This window comes from Thermodesulfitimonas autotrophica (assembly GCF_003815015.1).
Classification (GTDB): domain Bacteria; phylum Bacillota; class Desulfotomaculia; order Desulfotomaculales; family Ammonificaceae; genus Thermodesulfitimonas; species Thermodesulfitimonas autotrophica.
This window is the reverse complement of sequence record NZ_RKRE01000003.1, coordinates 392936-416218: the sequence shown is the minus strand read 5'-3', so window position 1 is coordinate 416218 and position 23283 is coordinate 392936. Positions and strand designations below refer to the sequence as shown.

The window sequence follows — 23283 nt, the reverse complement described above, 5'->3', positions numbered from 1 at the left end:
AAATCCTGCTAAACGCACCTGAAAAAACCGTTGGTTTTTAGGCTTTTTTCTTTCTTTTTTTGACAAAAATTACAAGCAATATCAATCCCCGGCACCCGTTTTCTGTATCTCCTGCCCCATTTTTAACGGCAACCCGAAATAAGCAGCAAAAATGTCCCGCGCCACCGGCGCCGCTACCGAACCGCCGTGCCCCGCGTTCTCCACCACAACCGCTACGGCCACCTCCGGCTTCTCCACCGGGGCGTAGGCGATAAAAAGCGCGTGGGTTCCCTTCCGGCCGGAAACCTCGGCCGAACCTGTCTTTGCGGCCACATTCACGGGCAGGTCATAAAAGGCACCGTACGCCGTGCCGCCCGGTTTCGTCACCAGCGCCATTCCCTCCTGGATCACTTTCAGAGTTTCCGGCTTCACCTTCGCCCTCCCGGCAACCTCTGGCCCGAATGCCGCGATGAGCTCGCCTCCCGGCCCCACAACTTTTTTCACTAAGTACGGCCGGTACCGGACGCCGTTGTTCGCAATGGTCGCGGCATAGTTGACGAGTTGCAAAGGGGTATAGAGGTTGTAACCCTGCCCAATGGCGGTGTTGAGCGTATCGTAAGCCCGCCACTGCAGATCCCAGGCGTAGCGTTCGTACTCCGCCTGGATCGCGGCGAGTTTTCTGTCCCGCTCCCGCTCTAACCGCGCGCGCGATTCGCCATCCGGCGCCTGATTGATAAGCGCTGCGTATTTTTTCCGGACCGCTTCAAACCGCGGGTCGAAAACGGCGTCGAGATAAGCTTTGACCGTCCTGTATTTGTATTCGGGTGTCGGAACCACACCGGCGACCTCACCGGGAAGACCGAGGCCCGTCGTTTCCCCCAGCCCGAACTCCCGCGCGATCCGCGCAATCTCGTTAATGCCGGTCAGGTTGCCGATGGTCCAGAAATAGACGTCGCAGGAAACCTGGATAGCCTTAACGAGGTCGACGCGGCCATGGCCCCCGGGAAGCCAGTCGTGAAAGACCCGCCCGAGGACGTAAACGCCGGTATCATAGATGGTAAATTTGGGCGTGATCTTCCCGGATTCGAGCGCCGCCATCGCCGTGACCATCTTAAAGGTCGAACCTGGTGGGTAGGCCCTGAGCGCCCGGTTAAGAAACGGCTTATCGGGCGCGCCGAAGAGCTGGGCTACCTCCTGTGGTTTTAGGTCCCGGGTAAAGGCTGCCGGGTCGTAGGCCGGAAAACTCGCGAGCGCCAGGATCTCACCCGTCCGCACGTCCTCCGCCACCGCAGCGCCACCGGGCGCCGGGTAGCCCTCGCGCCGCGCGGCCTCAACCGCCCGTTTGAGCGCCTCCTCCGCGACCCGCTGGAGCTTAAGGTCAATGGTCAGGGTAACGTTCGCCCCCGACACCGGTGGTTTTACGCCGAGGTCGCGCACCGGCCGTCCCGTAGCGTCAACCTCTAAGTAGCGGGCGCCATCCTCGCCCCGGAGGTAGCGCTCGCAGACGTACTCGATGCCGTCCTGCCCGAAGGGGTCCCCTAACTTGTAGCCTTCGTCCTTATACTTCTCAAGCTGCTCGGGCTTGATCTCCTGCACGTACCCGATAACGTGGGCCAGCGTCGTCCCGTAAGGATAAGCACGCACAGGCGTTATATCCACCAGCACCCCAGGGAAATCCTCCTGGTGCTCTTCGATAAAGGTGACCACCGACAGCGGCACGTCAGTTGCAACCCTGACCGGCTCATAGGGAAGCACCTGCGCCTTCATTTTTTCGCGCAGCTCCGCCTCGTCCTTACCTAAAAGGCGCGCCAACCGCTTAATCACGGCCGGGGGCACTGGTTTCCCTAAGTTGGCGATTGAAAGCGTATAGACGGGCCGGTTGCCGACGATTTTCTGCCCGTGCCGGTCATAAATCTCACCGCGCGGGGCACGAATGGTCATTAAGCGGAGGCGGTTTTCCCGTGCCAGGACCGCGAACTGTTCCGTCCGGAAAATCTGGAGCTCAGCGAGACGGAAAAAAAGGACCGCGAAAACAACCACGGCCAGCATGATGAAAACCCTGACTTTTTTCTCCACCACTTTTCGTTCCAAAGTTAGAAGCGTTCCTCCTTCAAGATTCCGTAAAAAGTCGCCCGGTGGAAAAGGCGATAAAAAAGAAGGCTTACCAGTCCGTTATAAACCGCGACCGGAAAGATCACCCGGATAAAGGCTTCTACAGGGGCAACAAAGATGCCCAGGGTCGCAAGCAGGAGGTAGACCACGGCGCCGGCGACAATACTTGTCCCCCAGACCACCACCGCCGCTACGAATAGGCTTTCCTTGTAAACCCGCACCTCCACCAGACCAGCTACGTAGCCGGCGCAAAGCTTGCTCAGCGCGTGCAGCCCGATGTAGTGGCCGCAGGCAAAGTCTTCTATCAGCCCGCCGATAAAACCCCAAAAGGCCCCTTCACGGGGGCCTTTCAGGATGCCGTTGAAGATGACCAGCAGCAGCACCAGATCGGGTTTTACTCCGGCCACCCGGAGGAAGTGCAGCACCGTCTTCTCTAAAAGCAGCGCCGTCCCGATCAGGATCAGAAACGCAACCGTCCGCACGCTTCGTCCAACCCCAATCAAAACCCAGCATTTGGGCGGGAAGAAGAAACCCGCAGTTAACCCGCAATCATTGCTTTTTTAGTAACACCAGCACCTCTTCCAGCCGGTTGAGGTCCGCCGCAGGGTGCAGGTAGAGGGTTTTAAAAAGACCGCTCTTTTCCTCTTCCACCCTGGTTACCGTACCTACAGGTATCCCCGGCGGGAAAACCCCGCTCAGGTTGGAGGTGAGCACGAGGAAGCCCCGCCGTACCGGCGCATCCTTCGACACGTACCACATCTTGAGGCCGCCGGCTTCACTCAGGTTCCCGTGGATAATGCCGGGCGTCTGCGTCTCGTAAACAACAGCCCCCACCGCGCTCCGGGGATCAGTGATGAGGAGCACCTCGGCCGTATGCTGGCTCGCCGCCAGCACCCGCCCGACAAGCCCAGCAGGAGTGAGCACCGGCGCGCCCGGCATTACGCCCTCGGCCCGGCCGCAGTTGATGGTAACCGTACCGAACCAGTTATCCGGGTTCCGGCCGATCACCGCCGCCGCTAACGAAGCCTCGAAACGGGCCGTCCGGTAGTTAAGCAGCGCTTTTAGGCGCGCGTTCTCCGCTTCAACCGCCCGGAGCCGCCGCACCTCGCCCTCCAGCGCTGCTACCCGCTTCTCCAGGGCCCGGGTTCGGCCGTTCTCCCGGCCCAGCGAAAAAACGAAGGCCGTCCCGGCTTCCACCGCCTGTGCAGCCCGCCAGACTGCCTGCTGGACCGGCGCCGCCACGTCCCGCGTCCACGCCGCTATTGGGTTAAGGTCCACCGGTCGGTCGGCCCGGGTCAGGTGAATCGTGCCCACTGTCAAGCCAACTAAAATGAATGTTAGAAAAAATTTCTTCGCCGTGCGCCAGGAAGGCGCCATTTACCCCACCTTCCGCGGTTGCAGGACCACCCGCCGCAGAATCTCGATGTTGTCCAACACGTAACCCGTCCCCCGAACCACCGCCAACAGTGGATCATCCGCCAGGCTGACTGGCATCCCGGTTTGCTCGCTCACCAGCCGGTCAAGCCCTTTCAAAAGCGCGCCGCCCCCGGCCATGATGATCCCGCGGTCCATAATGTCGGCCGCTAACTCCGGCGGCGTCCGCTCGAGAGTTGCCTTGATCGCCTCCAGGATTGCGGCCACAGGTTCCGATAACGCTTCGTAAATCTGTTCCGCCGAAACCCTGACGGTCTTCGGCAGGCCGGTCACCAGATCCCGGCCGCGCACATCCTCGCTGCCGAGCCCTTCCGGCTTATAAGCCGAACCGATTTTGATCTTGATCTCTTCCGCGGTGCGCTCACCGATCATGAGGCTATACTGCTTTTTCACGTACTGGATAATCGCCTCGTCCATTTCGTCGCCGGCAACGCGAATGGAGCGGCTGGTCACGATGCCCCCCAAAGAGATGACCGCCACCTCAGTCGTTCCCCCGCCGATGTCCACGATCATGTTGCCGGTCGGTTCATGCACCGGAAGCCCGGCGCCGATCGCCGCCGCGAGCGGCTCCTCGATGAGGTAAACCTCCCGTGCGCCAGCCTGAAGCGCCGCTTCCCGTACCGCCCTCTCTTCCACCGTCGTCACGCCGGACGGCACACCGATAACCACCCGCGGCCGGAGGAAAAAGCGCCGCCCCCGCAGCGCCTTGTTGATAAAATACCTGATCATCGCCTGCGTGGTATCGAAATCGGCAATGACGCCGTCCTTAAGCGGTCTGATGGCCACGATGTTCCCGGGCGTCCGCCCGATCATCTGTTTCGCCTCTTCGCCCACCGCGAGTATCTGTCCGGTATCCTTCTGGATGGCCACCACCGATGGCTCGCGCAGCACCACGCCGCGCCCTTTCACGTAGACGAGGCTGTTAGCCGTACCCAGGTCAATCCCTAAATCTCTGGAAAAAATGCCGAAACGCAGCACCTTGAAGCTCCCTTCTCCATTAAGGCCTTTTTTTAGGCAAATCAGAGCAGTTTTTCCGCTTTGAGACTGATATACTTATTATCCCCGACGATGATATGGTCTAAGATTTCGATCCCTAAAAGTTCCCCCGCCTGCGCGAGCCGCTTCGTTAGCGCCACGTCCTCGCGGCTCGGGGTCGGGTCGCCGCTCGGGTGGTTGTGCACCAGGATCACCGTGGCGGCGCTCCGCCGCACCGCGCCCTTGAAAACCTCCCGCGGCTGGACCCCCGCGCTGTTGAGGCTCCCTACCGCCACCGTCTCTACCCCGATTACCCGGTTTTTCGTATCCAGCAGGATAACCCGGAACTCCTCCCGCTCAAGATGGCGCATTTCAGGCATTACCAGCGCCGCGGCGTCCTCGGGGGTGTTCACCGCCACCCGGAACCGGACGGCCGCGCCAAGCCGCCGCCCTAGCTCCAGCGCCGCCGCCACCTGCGCCGCCTTCGCCGGACCAACGCCCTTAACCACGCTCAGTTCTTCCGGCGACGCCTTTCCCAGCCCCACCAGCCCGCCGAAGCGCCCCAGGAGGTAGCGGGCCAGATCAAGGGCCGATCCTTCCTGCGAACCGGTCCGCAAGATGATCGCCAAAAGCTCTGCTTCGGCGAGGGCCCCCGGGCCATCCCGCCAGAGCCGCTCCCGTGGTCGGGCGCTCTGGGGCAGCTCCCGCATCGCCACCCGGTAGGCCGGCCGCGCCTCCCCGCCTAAATCAACCCGCCCCATCCCTTTAAAACCCCCGTGTCGTGCGCGTTTAGGAACCACTATCTTCGCGCAGCAGCAAGTTGACGCCGAACCCCTTTAACATTTCCCCTAAAAGATGAAGAGGTAGTCCCACCACGTTGAAATAGCAGCCTTCAAGCCGCCGGATAAAAAGCGCCCCGAGACCTTGCGCCGCGTACCCTCCCGCCTTATCTAGCGGCTCCCCGGTAGCGACGTAGGCGGCAACCTCCGCATCGCTAAGCGGGGCGAAACAAACCCGCGTCGCCGCGTGGGCCGCCACCGCCCTGCCTTCCGGCACCGCCACTACCGCCACGCCGGTAAAGACCGTGTGGCACTCCCCTTGAAGCTCCCGGAGCATCCTGCAGGCCTCCGTCGCGTCGCGCGGCTTCCCTAACACCCGCCCCCGGTGCACCACCACCGTATCGGCACCGATAACCAATGCTGCCTCCGCAAGCTTGGCGGCTACCGCCTGCGCCTTCCGGAGCGCTACCTCTTCGACCGCCTTCCCCGGCGGCAGAGGTGGCAGCGTTTCGTCCACCGGGACCGCTAACACCGTAAACTCGAGGCCCAGGCTCGCCAAGAGCACCCGCCGCCTGGGCGAAGTAGAAGCAAGGTATAACTTCCTCACAGCCGGCGGTAGGCAAGGTAGCCGATGATGAACCCCAAAGCGGTCAGCGGTCCGACCACCAGCGAAAAACCAAAGGTGAGCGTCAGGAAGCGGAGGTTGAGCGTTGCCGGCCCGAAAGCAACCCGGGAAACCGCTTTGAGCGCCGGAACATACGCGGCGAGCCACTCGCCGAGGGCGCTGCCCGCCAGCCCGCCGATTAGGAGCAGGGTGACCAGCAGCCAGGGGCTCGCGGCCGAAGACTTAAATCCCTTTGCCAAAATTTAGCCCCCTTGAAAAAGAACACGCAATTTGTCCGAAGACAGTTTATCTTAAACCGGTTAACTTGACAAGCGGGGAAGGCCGGACACCAGAATATACCGCACCCGTAAAATGCCGGCGTTCACTTAACGGGTATTTACCTTTACTACCAGCGCGAGCTCTACCGCCGCGCCAAGCGGCAAGGCGCTTGCCCCCACCGCTACCCGGGCGTGCCGCCCAGCCTCTCCGAAGATCTCCTCCATTAGCTGTGATGCGCCGTTTAGGACCTGTGGCTGGCCGAAAAAATCGGGAGCGCTCGCCACATAACCAGTCAGTTGGACCACCTGCACGACGTTGTCGAGGCTCCCCGCCGCCGCCCGCACCACCGCCAAGGCGTTGAGCGCGCAGAGGCGTGCCGCCTCCCGCCCTTCCTCTACCGTCAGCTCTGCCCCTACCCGCCCGGTGTAGCAGATCTTCCCTGCTACGACCGGAAGCTGCCCCGCGGTAAAGACCAGACCGTCTACTATGACGTAAGGAACGTAGGCCGCCACCGGCCGCGGCGCCTCCGGCAGCATGATCCCCAGCGTCGCAAGACGTTTCTCAATGCTCATCCCAAGCCTCCTCTGCCCGTCTTAATCCTTTATCCTCCGGCTTTTCCTTCTATCGCCGCCATCCCAAAGCCTAATCCTCGCTTAACATCATCGTCTCCTCTCATTCTACCATAAAATCCGCTTTCAGCCGCGTAGTTCCGGGGGTAAAAGCCACCCTTCAACCGCCTCGGAAACCGGGCGCACCAGCGCTTCGATCCCCTTGGTGACGTTCGGCAGCGGCCAGTGAAAAATCTGCCCCACGGCTAAGATAAAGCCGAGGAGGGAAATGATGATGAAGGCGTAAAGCTCCCGGCGCATCCCGTTTTTGAGCATTCGGGGCACCTCGAAGTAGGTGACGGTAACGTAGAAAAGGAGCAAGAGCAAAACATAAAGCAAATCCTGCTCACCGTCCCAAGACTAAAGAACGCCCCCGCCGGCCACGTGCGGGGCTAATCCCGGCTAACTTTTCTGTCCGGACCCGCCTTCAGCGTACTTCCTTCCGGAGTACGGGGCCCATGCGGAGGCCCGTGCGCCTGATTTTAGCGTCGGCTATCACTTTCACCTCCACCGCAGGGAAGTACTCCTCTGCCCAGAGGTCCCGCATCGCCCGCCACTCGCGGGGGTAGCGCCGGTGAAAAGCGGCCCCGAAGCCGAAGGCGTCGCTCCTGTACTCCTGGGCACGTTCCACAGCGCTCCTTACCTCTTGTTCGATCGCCTTCGCTTGAAGCGCTTCGATCCTTTTTATTGTCTCTACCTTCCCAATATCGATGGGGCAGTCCGTCTCGGCAAGATTCGCCTCCTCCTGAATCTTTACTGTAACCCTCAGCCGCCCGTCGCGGGTGATTTCCGGCATGATCTGGGCCTTCGACCGGAGGATGTTGAGCGATACGTAAGTTCCCTTTTTATGCGGGCAGGGCACCTCAAGGTGCCCCCCCTGGACTTTACCCTGCGTCCAGAGGAGTCCCCGCGTCTCGTGTTCGTTTAAATACCCGGCCAATTTATCATCCCGGAAGAGGGCCGCCCCTCCAATCTTAACATCGAGGTAGGGCTCCGGCGCCGGGTTGAAAGGCTTTCGCGGGACCAGAGTAAAGGTGGGGTTTCGCTCCACCCGCACCACTGCGCAGTAGGCCTCCTGTCCCTCCGTAGCCATTAAGCCCAGGAAATCGCCTAAATTCACCGGCGGGAAGTGGTTGGCCTGCCATTGCTCGCGCATCAACGCGTCGATCCGGAGGGCCGGGCAGGTCTCGTGGGGGTTGGGGACATCCAGAGCATCAATCATCTTTCCCCGCACCACCATAACGTAGGCGAGCTTTCTGATGTCGACGCTCCGGTCGAAATAGTCAATCACTTCCCTGAGCCCCTTCCGCGCCAGTTTTTCACCAAAGAGAATCTCGCGGTTCTGGGCAAAAAAAAGCCTCTTGGGCACAATTAGGGAAAGCTCCCGTACCGCGTCGCAGATGGTCCGACCGACCACCATATAGTTCCGGTATCACTTGGCCGAAATGCTGGTGCCGGGCGTTATCGCCCCCCGAACGCCGCCGCCTACCACGCGGGGGTTCAGTATCTGCACCAAAAGCTTAACCTCTCCCCGCGGCGCAGCATCCACCCCGACGCCGGCTACCAAACCCAGATCCTCAATCTCCTTCAGGTCCCAGCAACCGGCGGTAAAAAGCGCGAGCACCAGTAAAATCAGCGCCGCGAACCGCCGCAAACCAACCACCCCCTCTCCGACCTCTATTCCTCCGGCGGTGGCCCGGGTTTGAGCCCCGGGGGCATCCGGTACCAGTTGCGTTTGGCCGTCTCGGGACGGGTGCGCATCATCCAGAGGGGCGCCCGCACCAAGACATCCTTCAGATCGGCGAACTTGAGCGGCGCCACGGGAGAAAGGTACGGCACCCCGAAAGAGCGCAGCCCCGCTAGGTGGACAAGCATTGCTAACAGCCCGGCCGTGAGCCCAAAAAGGCCGAAGCTTCCGGCCAAAACCATCAACGGGAAGCGCAGGAGGCGCATCGGGATCGCCAGTTCGTAAGAAGGCGTGGCGAAAGACGCAATGCCGGCCAGCGCCACTATAATCACCATTAGCGGCGAGACCACCCCCGCCGTAACCGCCGCCTCCCCGATAACCAGGGCCCCGACGATGCTCACCGCCTGACCGACGGGCCGCGGGAACCTTATCCCTGCTTCCCGCAAAAGCTCAAAGGTTAGCTCCATCACGAGCGCCTCGAGGACCGCCGGCAGTGGCACCCCCTCCCGGGCCGCCGCCACGGAAAGGAGGAGCCGGAAGGGAATCATCTCCTGGTGGAAGGTGGTGATCGCCACGTAGAGCGGCGAAGCCGTCACCGAAATAAAGAAGGCCAGGTAGCGCAGCCAGCGGATGGCAGTGCTGATGACGTAGGGATGGTAGTAATCTTCCGGCGATTGCAAAAGGGCGGCAAGGGTGGCTGGCAAAATCAACGCCATCGGCGCAGTATCTATCAGGCAAACCACTTTCCCCTCGCACAGGGCCGCCGCTACCCGGTCGGGACGCTCGGTGGCGATGGTCTGCGGGAAAAGAGAATGCGGGCTGTCAGCTACCATCTCCTCCACGTAATGGCAGCCGAAAACGGCATCCACATCTATCCTCTTGACGCGCGACCGGACCTCCGCGACCAACTCCGGCATCGCCAGCCCTTTAATATAAAGGAGAACCACTACCGACTGGGTCAGTCGCCCAAGGTTAAACCTTTCCACCACTAAGTTTGGGGTCTTTAGTCGCCGCCTAACGAGCATAATGTTCCGCTCAATATCCTCTACGAAGGCGTCCCGGGGACCGCGGACCACACTCTCGATCTCGGGATCACCAATAGGCCGCGTCTCGTAGCCCCGAGTATCCAGCCCTAACGCCTGCGGTTCGCCCGCTAAGAAAAGAACCGCTTTCCCGGCTAAAACCACTTCCGCTACCTGCCAGAAGTTTTGGCAGTCTTCGAGCTCGGCAACGGTAATCACCCGCTCCCTAACGGCCACCATGTTCACCGCCGTTCCTGCGGGGTAATCGAGCATCAGTCGCTCAAGGATGTGGTAGTTGAGCTGCGCCCGCTCCACCATCCCCGAAAGGTAGGCGAGCGCCGCGGGCACCTTACCTGCTGCCTTGAATTCCCGGATAACAAAATCGGTATTGCCCCCTAACAACCCGCGGAGCACCCGGAGATTTGCTGCCAGATCCGGCACAACCGGCATCTCCTTCAGCTCCGCCGGTTCCCAGACCCGTCCCGAACCGCCCTGCGGCGGTGGTGGGGACGGCGGCGGCGTCTCTTCCACCCACCCGGGTCTCTTGGACTGGATTAAAAGATCGCTAAGCTTTCTTATCAGCCGCCGGCGCACGCCGCTCACCCACCTTGTTTTGTCCCTGCGCCTCCTTACGAACCAGGGCCACGAAAAGGAGCAAAACCGTTAGGAGGAAATTGACCAAAATCGCCATATACGGAAAAATATGTACCGAAAAGTCCGCAAGCTCCGTAACGCTATCCCAAGACTGAATTGAAAGGGCCGCCAAAAGCGCCCCTACCGGGAAGATGAGGGGGCGGTAGCTTTTTAACCCTAACCATTGCCCTAAGCCCAGCATCCCGGCGTGGAAAAAAGTTGCTAAGTTAAGGAACATCCCGCCCATCCAGAGCATCATGAAGATGGCGTCCAACCGGTCCAAGACCGGCAAGCTGGCCACGTGAACCCGCCGGAAGAGGGTAAAGGCAGGGAACAAAAGACGGCTTACCGTCTCCGCTCCCATCGCGCCGATAGCGGTCACCAGTACCACTTCGCCCAGAAAAAACACGCTTAGTACCGCGGTTAAACTCGTGCGGAGCACCCGCCACCGGTCGCTTATAAAAGGGACCAGCATAAAGACCACTGCCATCTGCGCCAGCCACCCGGCCGGCGCAATCGTCCCGCATATTACCGGACCAATCCCAAACTCCATCAGGGGGAGAAAGCGGGTTACCTGAATATCCTTGACCAGCAAAAGTAAAAGCAGGAGGAAGACCGGGGCAAAGACCCCCCAAACCAAAATAACCCGGCATAAAACCTCCAGTCCCAAATAAGTCACGTAACACGCCAACAAACCGAGAACCACGATAAAAACGATAATCGGGGTATGGGGGTAATAAGCCGTGGCCATGAGCTCCCCGAACTGGCGCATAACGTAATAGCCCCCGTAGAAAAAGTAAAAGGTGTAGATAAAGCCGACCAACTTGCCGCCAAACTTTCCGAGAAGCCGGGGTGCATACTCCACCACCGTTTCTTCCGGAAAACGCAGGGCCAATCTGGTGGCGATAAAAACCACCAGGAAGCCGAAAAGACAGGCGAGAAACCCGGAAAGCCACGCGTCCTGCCGCGCTTTGGTCACCATGATTGAAGGGACAAAAAAAACGGCCGTCGCCAGCACAATGGCCACCTGGTAAACCATCGCCGTGAAGGCGGAAATCCTTCCTTCCTCGCGCACCGCTTTACCACCCGCTCTATATTTTTTCTCTGCCAGCAAAAAATAATAGCCCCGCCTGCGTCCCGCCTCTCGCTCCCCTCATAACGCATCCCCTGCCGCCAGAAAGCTAATAATAGAAAAAACGGATCGGAGGCGCTGGATGCGGCCAAAAATAATTTGGCTCACCACCAACAGCTGTGCCGGAGATATCCTTTCGCTCCTCAACGCACGTCACCCTAACTTCTGCCAGATGGCAGAAGACTATTTTGACTTCCGCTTCGAACCCTTCACCATGGCAGCCGAAGGGGACCTCGCGCTTGAGCCGCTCGCAGCAGCTTTGAATGGCGCGGCAGGGGAGTACATCCTGGTGGTCGAAGGGAACATCCCGACGGCAGCACAAGGCCGTTATTGCGTCATCGCGTACCGCGCCGGCCAGCCTTGGACGGCCCTCGAAGCGGTGCAAGAGCTGGCGGCAAAAGCACGGTATGTGGTAGCCGCCGGCACCTGCGCCGCCTTCGGCGGCCCTTACGCCGCCCACCCCAATCCCACCGGAGCCAAGCCGGTAAGCGCTGTGGTCCCGCAAAAGGTAATCAACGTCCCCGGTTGCCCGGTTCACCCGGACTGGCTCGCCGGCACCCTTTATCACTTAGTGGCCCACGGCGAGCCAGAACTCGATGCCTATAATCGGCCCCTCATTTACTTCGGCGAAACGGTGCACGATCGCTGTCCGCGGCGCGCGGACTTCGAAAACGGCAACTTCGCCTCGCAGCCGGGCGAACCCGGGTGCCTGTACCGGCTCGGCTGCAAGGGGCCGGTGACCCACGCCGACTGCCCGGTGCGCCAGTGGTGCGGCGAGCACACCAATTGGCCGGTCGGAGCCAACACCCCCTGCATCGGCTGCGCGAGCCCCGAGTTCCCCGACGGCCTTTCCCCCTTCTTTGAACACCTGCCGGACTTCAAAGCGCCGCCCCTGCGCCTTAGCGCCGACCGCGCGGGTCTGTTTACGGGGGCGCTGACGGCACTCGGCATCGGCGCGCACCTAACCGCCAACATTGCTACCGGCAGGCTGGCCCAAACGCTGAAGAAAGCGCGTAAGGGGAAAACCCGCACCGCGCGGGCGTTACGCAAGCTCCTGCCGCGGCGCCTGGACTAACGGCGCACTTCAACCTTAAACGCCAAAACAGTTCAAGGAGAGAATCTCATGCGCGATACGGTTTATACCGGCGTTGTCGCAGGGACAGCGGGAGGGCTTAGCAAGCTCGCGGTCAACCTCCTACTCTACTGGGCCGGGGCAGCCAAAACAACGAGCCTCCATTTCGCCGCCGCCGCCCTCCTGCCGCCAAACGTTCCCCTCAATACCCTGCCCGCACTGCTGGTGGGCTTCGCCGTGGACTGGCTGACGGCCGTTCTGGGGGGACTTGCCGGCGTTTATTTCCTCAGGGCTACGGGGTGGGATTTCCTCTACCTCAAGGGGATAGTTTTCGGCGGTCTTTTATGGCTTGTGGGCTACGGCTTTCTCGCTCAGATGGTAGTCCCCGAGCGGCTACTCCGCCCGGACGTTGGGACGAGCGCCACCTTGCTGGTCGGCCACCTCGTCTTTGGCCTTGTCCTCTTCACCGTGGCCGCGCGGCTTAAGACCGGGGAGGTGCAAAGATAGGTCTGGCGTTCTCACGGCAATAAAAGCAGTAAATATTATGAATAACTCCTTAACAGAGAGGTGAGCCCGTGCGAAAGCAGATTGTGCTAAGCCCCATCACCCGCGCTAACAACTGCGGCCACGTAGAGATAACCGTTGCTGACGGCAGGGTTGCGGACTGCCGCGTCGGGGCCCTTTTTTTTCGCGGCTTTGAGCTGCTGCTCCGCGGCCGCGACCCGCGCGACGCTCCCTATCTTGCCCAGCGCATCTGCGGCATCTGCGCCGCAGCCCACGCCACCGCCGCTGCCTACGCGCTCGAAAACCTGGCGGGTGTGGTGCCGCCGCAAAACGGCCACCTCATCCGGAACCTCATCCTAGCGGCCGAAACCCTCCAGAACCACATCCGGCACTTCTACTTGCTTGCCCTGCCCGATTACGTCCGGGGGCCCGCGAAACCGCCGTTCACCCCTCGCTACCGGTATGATTACCGCTTGCCGCCGGAGGTTGAGGCCCGCCTGATGGCCCATTACTCTGAAGCTGTCGGCATCGCCCGCGTCACCCACGAAATCGTCGCCGCGCTTGGCGGGAAGGCGCCCCACCAGCACGGTATTCTTGCCGGCGGCGCCTCTTTTCCACCGGATGGCGCCCTGATCCTAGACTTAAAAGCCAAGCTCGACCGCCTCGGTCGGTTTATCGCCGCGAAGATGCTCCCCGATGCCGAAACGCTCGCGGCCGCCTACAAGGACTACTTCGAACGTGGCCAGCGCCCCCTGCGCCTCTTGACTTTCGGCATGTATCCGGTAAACCCGGAAAGAACGCACTTCCACTTCCCTGGCGGCGTGGTCGAAGATGATAACGGTGCCCAAGCAGTAGACATAAACGCCGTCGCCGAGCACCTCCGCCACGCCTATTTTGAAGCGGCAGCGGCCCCGGAGGCGCCCGGCCGGGCTGCAACCCGGCCGCAGCCGGACAAACCCGGCGCCTACTCCTGGATTAAGGCGCCGCGCTACGCGGGAAAGGCGTTCGAGGGCGGTCCCCTCGCCCGTCTCTGGGTAACAGGGCGTTACCGCCGGGGGGTTAGCGTTCTCGACCGGCTTCTGGCCCGCGTGAAAGAAACGGAAATACTCTGCCAATTAATGGCGCAGTGGATAGAGGAGCTTGAACCGGGCAGACCCATCTTCACCCCTTACGAAATCCCGCGGGCAGGAGAGGGCCTCGGCCTCACCGACGCCATGCGAGGGCCTCTTTTGCACTACCTCCGGGTGGAAGGAGGGCGCCTCAGCCGTTACGAAATCATCACCCCGTCGGCGTGGAACTTCTCCCCGCGGGATGACAAAGGCAAGCCCGGGCCGGTGGAGGAGGCGCTTATAGGGACCCCGGTGGCCGACCCGGCAGAACCGGTCGAAATCGGGCGGATCATCCGTTCCTTCGACCCCTGCTACGCGTGCGCCACCCACCTTATTAGGAAGGATGAAGGATGAAGGATGAAGGATGAAAAGACTGGAGAGTGAAGATAAAAAGGCACCGAAAAATCTCGCCTTGCTCAGGAGGAGGAAGATGATGCAATTACGCCACCCGCTACCCGCAAGAATCTTTCACTGGACGCTCGCCCCCCTGGCCATCACCCTTGTGGCTACCGGCCTTTACCTTACCAATCCGCCCTACCACGGTAGCCCCCGCACCGCGCGGAAGCTTCATTCGCTCGCCGGCTTTCTCTTCACCGGCGGCTTTGTCGCCCGCCTCTATTACGCTGCCCTGCGCCGGGAGTGGCGGTTGATCCTCCCCGAGCGGCACGACCTCAAGAAATTACCGTCTTTTGCCAGGTACCACCTCTACCTTACGGACAAAAAACCGCAGTTCCGCAAATACAATATTGGCCAGAAGTTCCTCTATACCTTCTGGCCGCTCGAAGCCATCTTCGCTTTACCCTTAGGGTTCTTCCTCTACGCGCCGCACACCTTTTCCCGGCCCGTTAAGTGGCTGGGAGGGCTTGCCCGCATCCGGCAGCTCCTCTACTCCCTCACCCTCCTAACCGCCGCCACCATGGCCGGCCACATCTACCTGGCCTTAACCGACAGCGTAGGAAAACTGAAATCTATATTTACGGGATATTACAAGCAGGGAACATAGTAAGCACCCTAAAAAATAGAGCCACAAGCCGGTCACAAAAATCATGTGTCACCAGTCAACGTGGCGTGGAAAACAGAATTCCGGAGCTAAAATTCAACCCAGAACAAAAAAAGAGGCCAGGATCCTCTCCTCTTTTTCTGACTTCCGACCTCCGGCTTCTAACTTCTGTTTACGGCTTCTTCCGCCCCTCCGTCGTTTCGTCGGGCCCTTCCACATCACTCAACCGCGAGGGTTTCTTGCGTTCGATAGTATCGCGCTCAACAAGCCGGGCGAGCATCGAGGCGAGTGCCCGGCGCTCGATCTCGTTGCCCTGGTCCCACAGCTCTTTTATCAACCGCTGCTCCCGGTTGGCCGAATCAACGTAGCGGTTCAAGAGCTCGCCAAAGCGGTAGCTGATATCCTCCGCGTTCTCATCAGATACACCTAAAAGCCGCAGCGCCTTCAACCCCTTGCCGAGCCACTCCTTAAACTCGTTCCAGCCAAGATCGATTTCCATACTTCCACCCCGAAAAATAGTTTTTCCCCGCTCTGAACCTATTATTTGCTCATTTGCGGGGGTACCATTCTCCGGGTTTTTAAGAGACGTCCGGTCTTCTCAAGCCTAATAAAGCGGCCCGCGCCGCGGCAATGAGGTAAAGCGAGCCAGTGATAACCACTACGTCTTCCGGCCCGGCAAAGCCGAGTGCCTGCGCCACCGCCGCCGCAATCTCCTCGACCTCGTAAACCGCCGGGGCGTGCCGCCGTGCCAGCGCTGCCAGCTCCCGCCAATCGCCGGCGCGCGTTCCTGGCGGGCGCGTCACTACCACCGCGCCGGCAAGAGGGCAGAGGGTCGCCGCCACTGCCGCCCGCTCCTTGTCGGCGAACATGCCGATGACCAGCACGAGGCGCCGGCCCGGAAAGTAGTCTGTCAGGGCCTCTTTGAGCGCTTCCGCCCCTGCGGCGTTGTGCGCCCCGTCGAGAACGACTAACGGCTTTTCCCGCACAACTTCCAGCCGCCCCGGCCAAGTCGCTGCCGCTAATCCCTTGGTTATCGCTGCCGCGTCCACCCGCCAACCCCGCTCGGCAAGCAGTTGGGACGCGGCAACGGCACAGGCCGCGTTCCGCTGCTGGTGGCGTCCGGGGAGCCGCAACCGCAGGCCTTCATACGCACCCCACCAGCCACACACCGCGAGCACCTGCCCCGAAAGATCATTCTCCCGTTCAACCGGGTAAAAATCACGTCCCAAAACAAAAAGAGGCGCCCCCTTTACGTCGCATTCCCGCGCAATCACCTCGAGCGCCGCGCCCGTGGCGCCCGTCACCACCGGAACACCGGATTTAATGATCCCTGCCTTTTCCCAGGCGATTTTTTCCACTGTTTCGCCGAGGTAGTCGGTGTGGTCCACCGTCACGTTCGTGATCACGGCAACCTCTGGGAAAATGACGTTGGTGGCGTCAAAACGGCCGCCCAAACCCACTTCAACCACGGCAATATCCACCGCTTCCCGGGCAAAAAAGAGAAAGGCGAGCGCCGTATGAATCTCGAATTCCGTAGGGACGACGCCTTCCCGCCGCAGAGATTCCAGCGCTGGCTTAACTTCCCAGATGAGCTCAGTTAGTCGCGCCGGCGCCACGGGGCGGCCGTCTATCCGGAACCGCTCGGTATAGGAGTGAAGGTGCGGCGAGGTGAAGGTGCCTACTCTGTACCCGGCGGCCACCAGCACTGCCGTAAGACACGCGCAGACCGAGCCCTTCCCGTTGGTTCCGCCGACGTGCACCGCCCGCAGGCACCTTTCGGGGTTGCCCAGCCGCCCGAGCAGAGCCGCGATTCGCTCCAGCCCGGGCTTGATCCCCACAGCCGCCGCGTTTTGCATGTAGCGGATCGCTTCTTCGTAATCCATCATCGCCATTTCAATGCCAACGCCCGAAACACCGCGCCTATTCTGGCCTGATCCCCCGAGCGCCACTACGCGCCGGCCTCAGCCCAGCATTTTCAGCCGCCCTGCCAGCACCTCCTGCTTGCGGGACAGCTCCGCCTGCTTCGCCCGCTCCTTGGCTACCACTTCCGGCGGCGCCTTAGCCACAAAGTCGGGGTTGCCGAGCTTTCCTTCCACCCGCGCCAGCTCCCTCGCTACAGCGCCGAGCTCCTTCGCCAGCCGCGCCCGCTCCTTCTCAAAGTCGATCAGCCCCCCGAGCGGGAGGTATATCTCTACCCCCGCCGCGACCGCGTGGGCCGCCTGTTCGGGCTTCGCCGCCAGTTCAACCGCCACCGTAACCGTACCTAACACCAGCTCTTCGATGTAGTTCCTGTTCTGCTCGACGAGCAAGCGACTGCCCGCATCGGGCGCCACCAGGATCACTGTCGCCCGTCGCCCCGGCGGAACATTCATTTCCGCCCGGATGTGCCGCACCGCCCGGATGATCTCGATGAGCCGGCCCATATCCGCCTCAGCCGCCGGGTCGGCAAGCTCCGGCTCGTCCGCCGGCCAGGTCTGCGCGATGAGCGGCTTCGCCCCTGGTTCCAGGTGGTGCCAGATCTCCTCGGTGACAAAAGGAATGAAAGGATGCAGGAGTCTTAAGGTGCCGCCCAGCACTTTCCGTAGGACGCTACGGGCAACCGCCCGCTCCCCAGGCGTCCCCCGGTAAAGGCGGGATTTAACCAACTCGATGTACCAGTCGCAGAATTCGTCCCAAATAAAGTCGTAGAGCACCCGCGCGGCCTCGCCCACCTCGTAGGCCTCCAGATAAGCCGTGCTCTTTGCTACGGCCTCCCGGTAGCGACTCAGGATCCAGCGGTCGGCGAGTTCGTAAGCCGCCGGCTCCTCCGGCGGCGCCACCCCGTCGCCCAGGTTCATCAGTACGAAGCGCGAAGCGTTCCAAAGTTTATTGATAAAGTTCCGCGCCCCGTCTAATTTTTCAAAGTGGAAACGGAGATCGTTGCCTGGTGTATTACCGGTAACCAGCATAAAGCGCAGGCTGTCGGCGCCGTGGCTATCGATCACCTCGATCGGATCGACCCCGTTGCCAAGCGACTTGGACATTTTCCGGCCGAGGGCGTCCAGGACCAGCCCGTGGATGAAGACCTCCCGGAAAGGCACCTCGCCCATGAAGGCGAGCCCCATGAAGATCATCCGCGCCACCCAGAAAAAGATGATATCCCGACCGGTGACGAGAACGGAAGTGGGGTAGAAATAGGCGAGGTCGGCAGTCTTTTGGGGCCAGCCAAGCGTGGAAAAGGGCCAGAGGGCTGAGGAAAACCAGGTGTCGAGCACATCCGGATCTTGCTCCACCCGTGCAGAGCCGCAGTGGGGACAACGCTTAACCTCTTGGCGCGAGGCGGTGCTCGCCCCACAGTCGGGGCAGTGCCAAACCGGGATCCGGTGACCCCACCAGAGCTGTCGCGAGATGCACCAGTCCCGGATGTTTTCAAGCCAGTTCAGGTATATCTTCGTGAAACGCTCGGGAATGAAGCGCACCCGGCCGTCCCGCGCGGCAGCAATCGCCGGCTCGGCCAGCGGCTTCATGCGCACGAACCACTGCCGCGAGACCATCGGTTCGATAACCGTATCGCACCGGTAGCAGTGACCGACCGCGTGGGTTAAGTCCTCCACTTTCAGGAGCAGTCCTTCGCGCTTGAGGTCCTCCACCACTAATTTGCGGCATTCCCACCGGTCGAGTCCCTGGTAGCGCGCCCCCGCCTCCGCCGTCATCCGCGCGTCCGCGCCGATCACCTTAACCGACGGCAGGTTGTGGCGCCGCCCGATCTCGAAATCGTTCGGGTCGTGCGCCGGCGTCACTTTGAGCGCCCCCGTCCCGAACTCCATATCCACGTAATCGTCGGCAATCACCGGTATCTCCCGGCCCACGAGGGGAAGGACGAGCGTTTTCCCGATGAGGTGCCGGTACCGTTCATCCTCCGGGTGCACGGCTACCGCCGTGTCGCCAAGCATCGTCTCCGGCCGGGTGGTGGCGATGACCACAAAGCCCGTACCGTCTTTTGCCGGGTACTTGATGTAGTAAAGATGGCCGGCCGTTTCCTTATGCTCCACTTCGATGTCGGAAATCACCGTCCGGCAGTGGGGACACCAGTTGACGATGTAGTAATCCCGGTAGATAAGCCCCCGCTCGTAAAGGCGCAGGAAGACCTCTTTCACCGCCTCGGAGCAGCCCTGGTCCATCGTGAAGCGCTCCCGGTCCCAGTCACAGGAAGCGCCGAGACGCCTGAGCTGGGTGGTGATAACGTTACCGTACTTCTCCTTCCACGCCCAGACCCGCTCTAAGAACCGCTCCCGCCCCAAATCAAAGCGCGTGAGCCCCTCCTTCGCTAACATTGCCTCCACCCGTGCCTGGGTAGCAATTCCGGCGTGGTCCGTGCCGGGAAGCCAGAGCGCCGCATAGCCCTGCATCCGTCGCCAGCGGATGAGCACGTCCTGCAGGGTGTTATCGAGCGCATGGCCCATATGCAGTTCTCCGGTTACGTTCGGCGGCGGCATTACGATGCAAAAAGGTTTTTTCTGCGGCTCGACCGTCGCCCGGAAGTACTTACCCTCTTCCCAGAAGCGGTACCATTTCCCTTCAACGTTCTTGGGGTCATAAGCCGAAGGCAGTGACTTTTCCAATTTGGCTCCATCCTCCCGGTAGCGCTGATTCGCCGCCTTTAATTAACAAGCTCCGGCGGCCCGGTATCCTTCAATATTACCAATAATCTTATCCATCCCGGCCCGATGGTGTCAACTCGGGCCGCATATTTGCGCCCCGCCGGCATAGAAATCCACCGGAGATACATTAGTGGAGGTATCCCTTTGCGCGCACCCGCCCGGGTTTGTCTGCTTCTTCTCCTTGCCGCCGCCGTGGCGCTCTTTCTTTTCGCGCTCCTGAAAAGAGAGCGACCGCCGGAACGCCCGGTCTTTTTTATCGCCGTATCTCAACCGCAGGTGGAACTTATCCCGCTTTACCTTGCTGCCGCCCGTGGCACCTTCGCGGCCGCGGGAATCGAAGTTCGGTTCACCAACGCCGGTGCCGGTCGGCCGCTACCGCGGGGAGCCGTGCTGCGCGTCCGCGGGCTTGAAGAGGTGATTTACCGCGCCATCGCAGGGCAGCACGAAAAGGCGGTGCTCGCCCTGACGCAGCAGGCGGACGCCGTCCTGCTCGGCCGCCGCCCCCCGTTCTCCTGGAGCGGGCTCAAGCAAAAAACCATCATCAGCCCCGAACCTACCAGCGCTACCACCGCGCTAGTAGAAACGCTGCTCCGCCGCAACGGCGTTTACCCGCACCGGGAAGCCGTGCTGCTTATGAACCTCCCGCCGCCGCTTAGGATACCCGCTTTCCTGGCGGGAGTAGGCGACTACCTTGTCGCGCCGGAGCCCGCAGCTACTCTTCTCTGGCAGCAGAAGCGCGCCTTCTTTGCCGCCCCGCTGCAACTCTCGCGCCCCCTCTGCCTTACGGTTGTAGCCGCACCGGAGGAGTGGGCGTTGCCAAACCGCGCGGCCCTCGCGGCTTTCCAGCGCGCCGCGGCCGCAGGCGCCGCCTACCTTTACGCCCACCCGGCCGCCGAAATCGCATGGCTGGTAGCCCCCTATTTCCCCCACCTGAGCCTTCCGACCTTAGAAAAGGTGATCGCCCGGGGCCAGCGCACGCGTCTCTGGTACGTTACCGCTAACCCCGGTCCGGACCGCCTGAATTCCCTCCAGGAGTTGTTACAGCAGGCGGGCGAACTCCCCGCCCCGCTCCCTTACGAAACAATTTTCCTCGGCCCCACACCAAGCCGAAAGCAACCTCGCCCCGGACAATAAACCTCCCAATCCCGTCCCTCTTTGTCGCCAACAGCGCAATTAAAACAAATCAGGGGCGGCTCCGCCCGCCCCCTTCAATCTTCTTTATCAAAGCGCCTTCGCCAATTCCCTCCGGCGGAAACGCGCCCCCCATTTACCCCCGGGGCCGCTCACGCCTGGCTCCAGGCCACCACCGGAATGTTCTCCGTCTGCGCGAAAGCCGGTGGGTGCTCGTCAACCAACGCCGCCGCCAATACTTCATCCATATGGCTGACGAAGATCACCTTAAGCTTATTCCGCACGTGCGGCGGGACCTCTTCGAGTTCCTTCTTGTTGTCTGCCGGCAGGATTACCGTCTTGATGCCTGCCCGGTGCGCCGCCAGAACCTTTTCCTTGATCCCGCCGACGGGCAGGACCCGACCCCTCAGGGTGATCTCCCCCGTCATCGCCACATCGTGCCGTACCTTGCGCCCGGTAAGCGCCGAAGCGAGGGCGGTCGCCATGGTGATACCGGCAGAAGGACCGTCCTTTGGGGTCGCGCCCTCCGGAACATGGATGTGGACATCAAACTTTTCGTAAAAATCTTCGTCGATCCCTAACTGCCGCGCGCGCGAACGAATGAAGCTATAACCGGCCTGCGCGGACTCCTTCATCACGTCGCCTAACTTCCCCGTCAGGATCAGGTTCCCCTTACCCTTGCAAAGGGTGACCTCGATGGAGAGGGTATCGCCGCCGGTTTCCGTCCAGGCAAGGCCGGTCGCCACACCTACTTCATCAGCATTTTCCGCCAGCCCGTAACGGTACTTCGGGATACCGAGGAACTTCTCGATGTTCTGGGCCGTCACCCGCGCCCGCTTCACCTTCCCGGAAACGATCTGCTTCGCCGTCTTCCGGCAGACAGCCGCTATCTGCCGCTCTAGGTTCCGCACCCCGGATTCCCGCGTGTACTCACGGATGATCTTCCGCAGCGCGTTCTCCGAAAGAGTCAGGTGCTCCTTGGTCATCCCGTGCTCCTTGAGCTGCTTCGGGATCAGGTGGCGCACCGCGATCTGAACCTTTTCCTCCTCGGTGTAGCCGGAGATCTGGATGATCTCCATCCGGTCCCAAAGCGGCCGCGGGATGTTGTACGGATAGTTGGCCGTCGTGATGAACAACACCTGCGACAGATCAAACGGAATCTCGATGTAGTGGTCCGAAAAGGCACTGTTCTGCTCCGGATCCAACACCTCGAGAAGCGCCGCTGATGGGTCCCCCCGGAAGTCGGTGCTCATCTTATCGACCTCGTCGAGCAAAAAAACCGGGTTCTTCGAACCAGCCTGACGCATACCCTGGATGATCCGCCCCGGCAAAGCACCCACATAAGTCCGCCGGTGCCCCCGGATTTCCGCCTCGTCCCGGACGCCGCCGAGCGAGATCCGGACGAACTTCCTTTCGAGCGCCCGCGCAATCGACCGTCCGAGTGAGGTTTTGCCGACGCCCGGCGGCCCTACGAAACAGAGAATCGGCCCCTTCATACTTTTGGCCAGCTTTCGGATGGCCAGGTATTCCAAGATGCGCTCTTTGGGCTCTTTCAAGGCGTAGTGGTCTTCCTCTAAGATCTGCTCCGCTACGGCGATGTCGAGGCGGTCCCTGGTCGTCTTAGTCCACGGCAGGGCCAGCAGCCAGTCCAAATAGTTTCGCACCACCGTAGCCTCAGCCGCCATCGGCGGCATCTTTTCCAGGCGCTCGACCTCTTTTAACGCCTTCTCTTCAACTTCCTTGGGAAGTTTAGCCTGCGCGATTTTGGCCCGGTACTCCTCACCCTCGGCCTGCCGTTCGTCTTTCTCGCCCAGCTCCTTTTGAATCGCCTTGATCTGCTCGCGCAAGTAGTACTCCTTCTGGGTCTTCTCCATCTGCTTCCGGACCCGGATGTTGATCCGCCGCTCAAGCTCCACGATCTCGAGTTCCCGGGAGATGATGGCGCAGAGCTTCTCCAGCCGCGCCGCCACATCTACCGCTTCAAGCAACTCCTGTTTATCCTCGACCTTCAGGGTCAGGTGCGACGCGATGATGTCCGCCAACCGGCCCGGCTCCTCGATGCTCACGATCGAAACGACCGTCTCGGGCGGGATGCGCTTGGAAAGCTTTACGTACTGCTCAAACTGGCTGATGAGGCTCCGTTTCAGTGCTTCCACATGGCTGTTTCCCGTCTGGGTCTCCGCGAACTCCTCGACCTCCACCCGGAAAAAAGGCTCCTCCGCCACGTAGCGCAGAACTTTCGCCCGCGCCACACCCTCCACCAGCACCCGGATCGTCCCGCCAGGAAGCTTTAAGAGCTGCTTAACTTCGGCAACAGTACCGACTTCGTAAATATCCCCGGGTTGCGGGTCGTCAATCTGGGCGTCCCGCTGCGCGGCCAAAAAAATAAAACGATCGCGCAGCATCGTTTCGTCTATCGCTCGAACCGATTTTTCCCGGCCAACGTCGAGGTGGATCACCATGTAGGGGAAGACCAACACCCCGCGCAGCGGTAAAAGCGGCAAAACCCGCGTCTTTGCTTCCACCTGTAGCACCTCCGTTGCGGCGAACCGCTCCTGTTACCTGATTAGTTAATTTTTATTT

Annotated in this window: 22 protein-coding genes; 5 read left to right on the top strand and 17 right to left on the bottom strand. The window is 61.1% G+C overall.

The window, feature by feature from the left end; all coding sequences use genetic code 11:
* Positions 1-81: 81 nt before the first annotated feature.
* The 13 genes from mrdA to EDD75_RS09525 form a co-directional block, all read right to left on the bottom strand.
* Positions 82-2070 (bottom strand): penicillin-binding protein 2, encoded by a 1989-nt coding sequence (gene mrdA, locus EDD75_RS09585; RefSeq protein ID WP_123931488.1) that lies wholly within the window; start codon positions 2068-2070, stop codon positions 82-84.
* Between the two features lie 2 nt (positions 2071-2072).
* A complete protein-coding gene (gene mreD, locus EDD75_RS09580) occupies positions 2073-2573 on the bottom strand; it encodes a rod shape-determining protein MreD (RefSeq protein ID WP_123931486.1) in 501 nt (166 codons plus the stop codon).
* 67 nt (positions 2574-2640) lie between these two features.
* Positions 2641-3468 (bottom strand): rod shape-determining protein MreC, encoded by an 828-nt coding sequence (gene mreC / locus EDD75_RS09575; RefSeq protein ID WP_123931484.1) that lies wholly within the window; start codon positions 3466-3468, stop codon positions 2641-2643.
* Positions 3469-4500: a rod shape-determining protein gene (locus EDD75_RS09570; RefSeq protein WP_123932003.1), complete on the bottom strand. Its 1032-nt coding sequence runs from the start codon at positions 4498-4500 to the stop codon at positions 3469-3471.
* 44 nt (positions 4501-4544) lie between these two features.
* Positions 4545-5261, bottom strand: a complete 717-nt coding sequence (radC, locus tag EDD75_RS09565) for a RadC family protein (RefSeq protein WP_123931482.1) — start codon at positions 5259-5261, stop codon at positions 4545-4547.
* Positions 5262-5289: 28 nt separating this feature from the next.
* Positions 5290-5886, bottom strand: a complete 597-nt coding sequence (locus EDD75_RS09560) for a Maf family protein (RefSeq protein ID WP_123931480.1) — start codon at positions 5884-5886, stop codon at positions 5290-5292.
* Positions 5883-6143 (bottom strand): DUF4321 domain-containing protein, encoded by a 261-nt coding sequence (locus tag EDD75_RS09555; RefSeq protein ID WP_123931478.1) that lies wholly within the window; start codon positions 6141-6143, stop codon positions 5883-5885. Before EDD75_RS09555 ends, EDD75_RS09560 begins: the two co-directional genes overlap by 4 nt.
* Before the next feature lie 126 nt (positions 6144-6269).
* A complete protein-coding gene (locus EDD75_RS09550; protein ID WP_123931476.1) occupies positions 6270-6734 on the bottom strand; it encodes a RidA family protein in 465 nt (154 codons plus the stop codon).
* A gap of 123 nt (positions 6735-6857) precedes the next feature.
* Positions 6858-7109 (bottom strand): hypothetical protein, encoded by a 252-nt coding sequence (locus EDD75_RS09545; RefSeq protein WP_123931474.1) that lies wholly within the window; start codon positions 7107-7109, stop codon positions 6858-6860.
* A gap of 88 nt (positions 7110-7197) precedes the next feature.
* Positions 7198-8190, bottom strand: a complete 993-nt coding sequence (locus EDD75_RS09540; protein WP_123931472.1) for a Ger(x)C family spore germination protein — start codon at positions 8188-8190, stop codon at positions 7198-7200.
* A gap of 12 nt (positions 8191-8202) precedes the next feature.
* On the bottom strand, positions 8203-8424 hold the full coding sequence (locus EDD75_RS09535; RefSeq protein WP_123931470.1) for a hypothetical protein: 222 nt from the start codon (positions 8422-8424) through the stop codon (positions 8203-8205).
* 23 nt (positions 8425-8447) lie between these two features.
* On the bottom strand, positions 8448-10073 hold the full coding sequence (locus EDD75_RS09530) for a spore germination protein (protein WP_245963143.1): 1626 nt from the start codon (positions 10071-10073) through the stop codon (positions 8448-8450).
* Positions 10045-11187, bottom strand: coding sequence for a GerAB/ArcD/ProY family transporter (locus tag EDD75_RS09525; protein ID WP_123931468.1), 1143 nt, complete (start codon positions 11185-11187; stop codon positions 10045-10047). Before EDD75_RS09525 ends, EDD75_RS09530 begins: the two co-directional genes overlap by 29 nt.
* 139 nt (positions 11188-11326) lie before the next feature.
* Here EDD75_RS09525 and EDD75_RS09520 point away from each other — a divergent pair, with 139 nt between their 5' ends.
* From EDD75_RS09520 to EDD75_RS09505, 4 genes are all read left to right on the top strand, one after another.
* Entirely contained in the window at positions 11327-12319 is a 993-nt protein-coding gene (locus EDD75_RS09520; protein WP_123931466.1) for a hydrogenase small subunit, read from the top strand.
* Positions 12320-12367: 48 nt separating this feature from the next.
* A complete protein-coding gene (locus tag EDD75_RS09515; RefSeq protein ID WP_123931464.1) occupies positions 12368-12823 on the top strand; it encodes a hypothetical protein in 456 nt (151 codons plus the stop codon).
* Positions 12824-12891: 68 nt separating this feature from the next.
* Positions 12892-14283: a nickel-dependent hydrogenase large subunit gene (locus EDD75_RS09510; RefSeq protein WP_123931462.1), complete on the top strand. Its 1392-nt coding sequence runs from the start codon at positions 12892-12894 to the stop codon at positions 14281-14283.
* A gap of 76 nt (positions 14284-14359) precedes the next feature.
* Positions 14360-14932, top strand: coding sequence for a cytochrome b/b6 domain-containing protein (locus EDD75_RS09505; RefSeq protein WP_170157793.1), 573 nt, complete (start codon positions 14360-14362; stop codon positions 14930-14932).
* 169 nt (positions 14933-15101) lie between these two features.
* On the opposite strand, the gene EDD75_RS09500 is transcribed toward EDD75_RS09505, so the two are convergent.
* The 3 genes from EDD75_RS09500 to EDD75_RS09490 form a co-directional block, all read right to left on the bottom strand.
* Complete coding sequence (locus EDD75_RS09500) at positions 15102-15428, bottom strand: DUF3243 family protein (protein ID WP_123931458.1); 327 nt, start codon at positions 15426-15428, stop codon at positions 15102-15104.
* Positions 15429-15507: 79 nt separating this feature from the next.
* On the bottom strand, positions 15508-16878 hold the full coding sequence (locus tag EDD75_RS09495; RefSeq protein WP_245963142.1) for a bifunctional folylpolyglutamate synthase/dihydrofolate synthase: 1371 nt from the start codon (positions 16876-16878) through the stop codon (positions 15508-15510).
* Positions 16879-16890: 12 nt separating this feature from the next.
* Positions 16891-19530, bottom strand: a complete 2640-nt coding sequence (locus tag EDD75_RS09490; RefSeq protein WP_123931456.1) for a valine--tRNA ligase — start codon at positions 19528-19530, stop codon at positions 16891-16893.
* Between the two features lie 183 nt (positions 19531-19713).
* On the opposite strand from EDD75_RS09490, the gene EDD75_RS09485 reads away from it, so the two are divergent.
* A complete protein-coding gene (locus EDD75_RS09485) occupies positions 19714-20703 on the top strand; it encodes an ABC transporter substrate-binding protein (RefSeq protein WP_170157792.1) in 990 nt (329 codons plus the stop codon).
* Between the two features lie 149 nt (positions 20704-20852).
* Here EDD75_RS09485 and lon read toward each other — a convergent pair whose 3' ends face one another.
* Positions 20853-23225 (bottom strand): endopeptidase La, encoded by a 2373-nt coding sequence (gene lon, locus EDD75_RS09480; protein WP_123931452.1) that lies wholly within the window; start codon positions 23223-23225, stop codon positions 20853-20855.
* Between the last annotated feature and the right edge of the window lie 58 nt (positions 23226-23283).

Coding starts and splice junctions, on each gene's coding strand:
- mreC (WP_123931484.1), bottom strand. CDS start 3,468: ATGGCGCCTTCCTGGCGCACGGCGAAGAAATTTTTTCTAACATTCATT.
- radC (WP_123931482.1), bottom strand. CDS start 5,261: ATGGGGCGGGTTGATTTAGGCGGGGAGGCGCGGCCGGCCTACCGGGTG.
- EDD75_RS09550 (WP_123931476.1), bottom strand. CDS start 6,734: ATGAGCATTGAGAAACGTCTTGCGACGCTGGGGATCATGCTGCCGGAG.
- EDD75_RS09540 (WP_123931472.1), bottom strand. CDS start 8,190: ATGGTGGTCGGTCGGACCATCTGCGACGCGGTACGGGAGCTTTCCCTA.
- EDD75_RS09520 (WP_123931466.1), top strand. CDS start 11,327: ATGCGGCCAAAAATAATTTGGCTCACCACCAACAGCTGTGCCGGAGAT.
- EDD75_RS09515 (WP_123931464.1), top strand. CDS start 12,368: ATGCGCGATACGGTTTATACCGGCGTTGTCGCAGGGACAGCGGGAGGG.
- EDD75_RS09505 (WP_170157793.1), top strand. CDS start 14,360: ATGATGCAATTACGCCACCCGCTACCCGCAAGAATCTTTCACTGGACG.
- EDD75_RS09500 (WP_123931458.1), bottom strand. CDS start 15,428: ATGGAAATCGATCTTGGCTGGAACGAGTTTAAGGAGTGGCTCGGCAAG.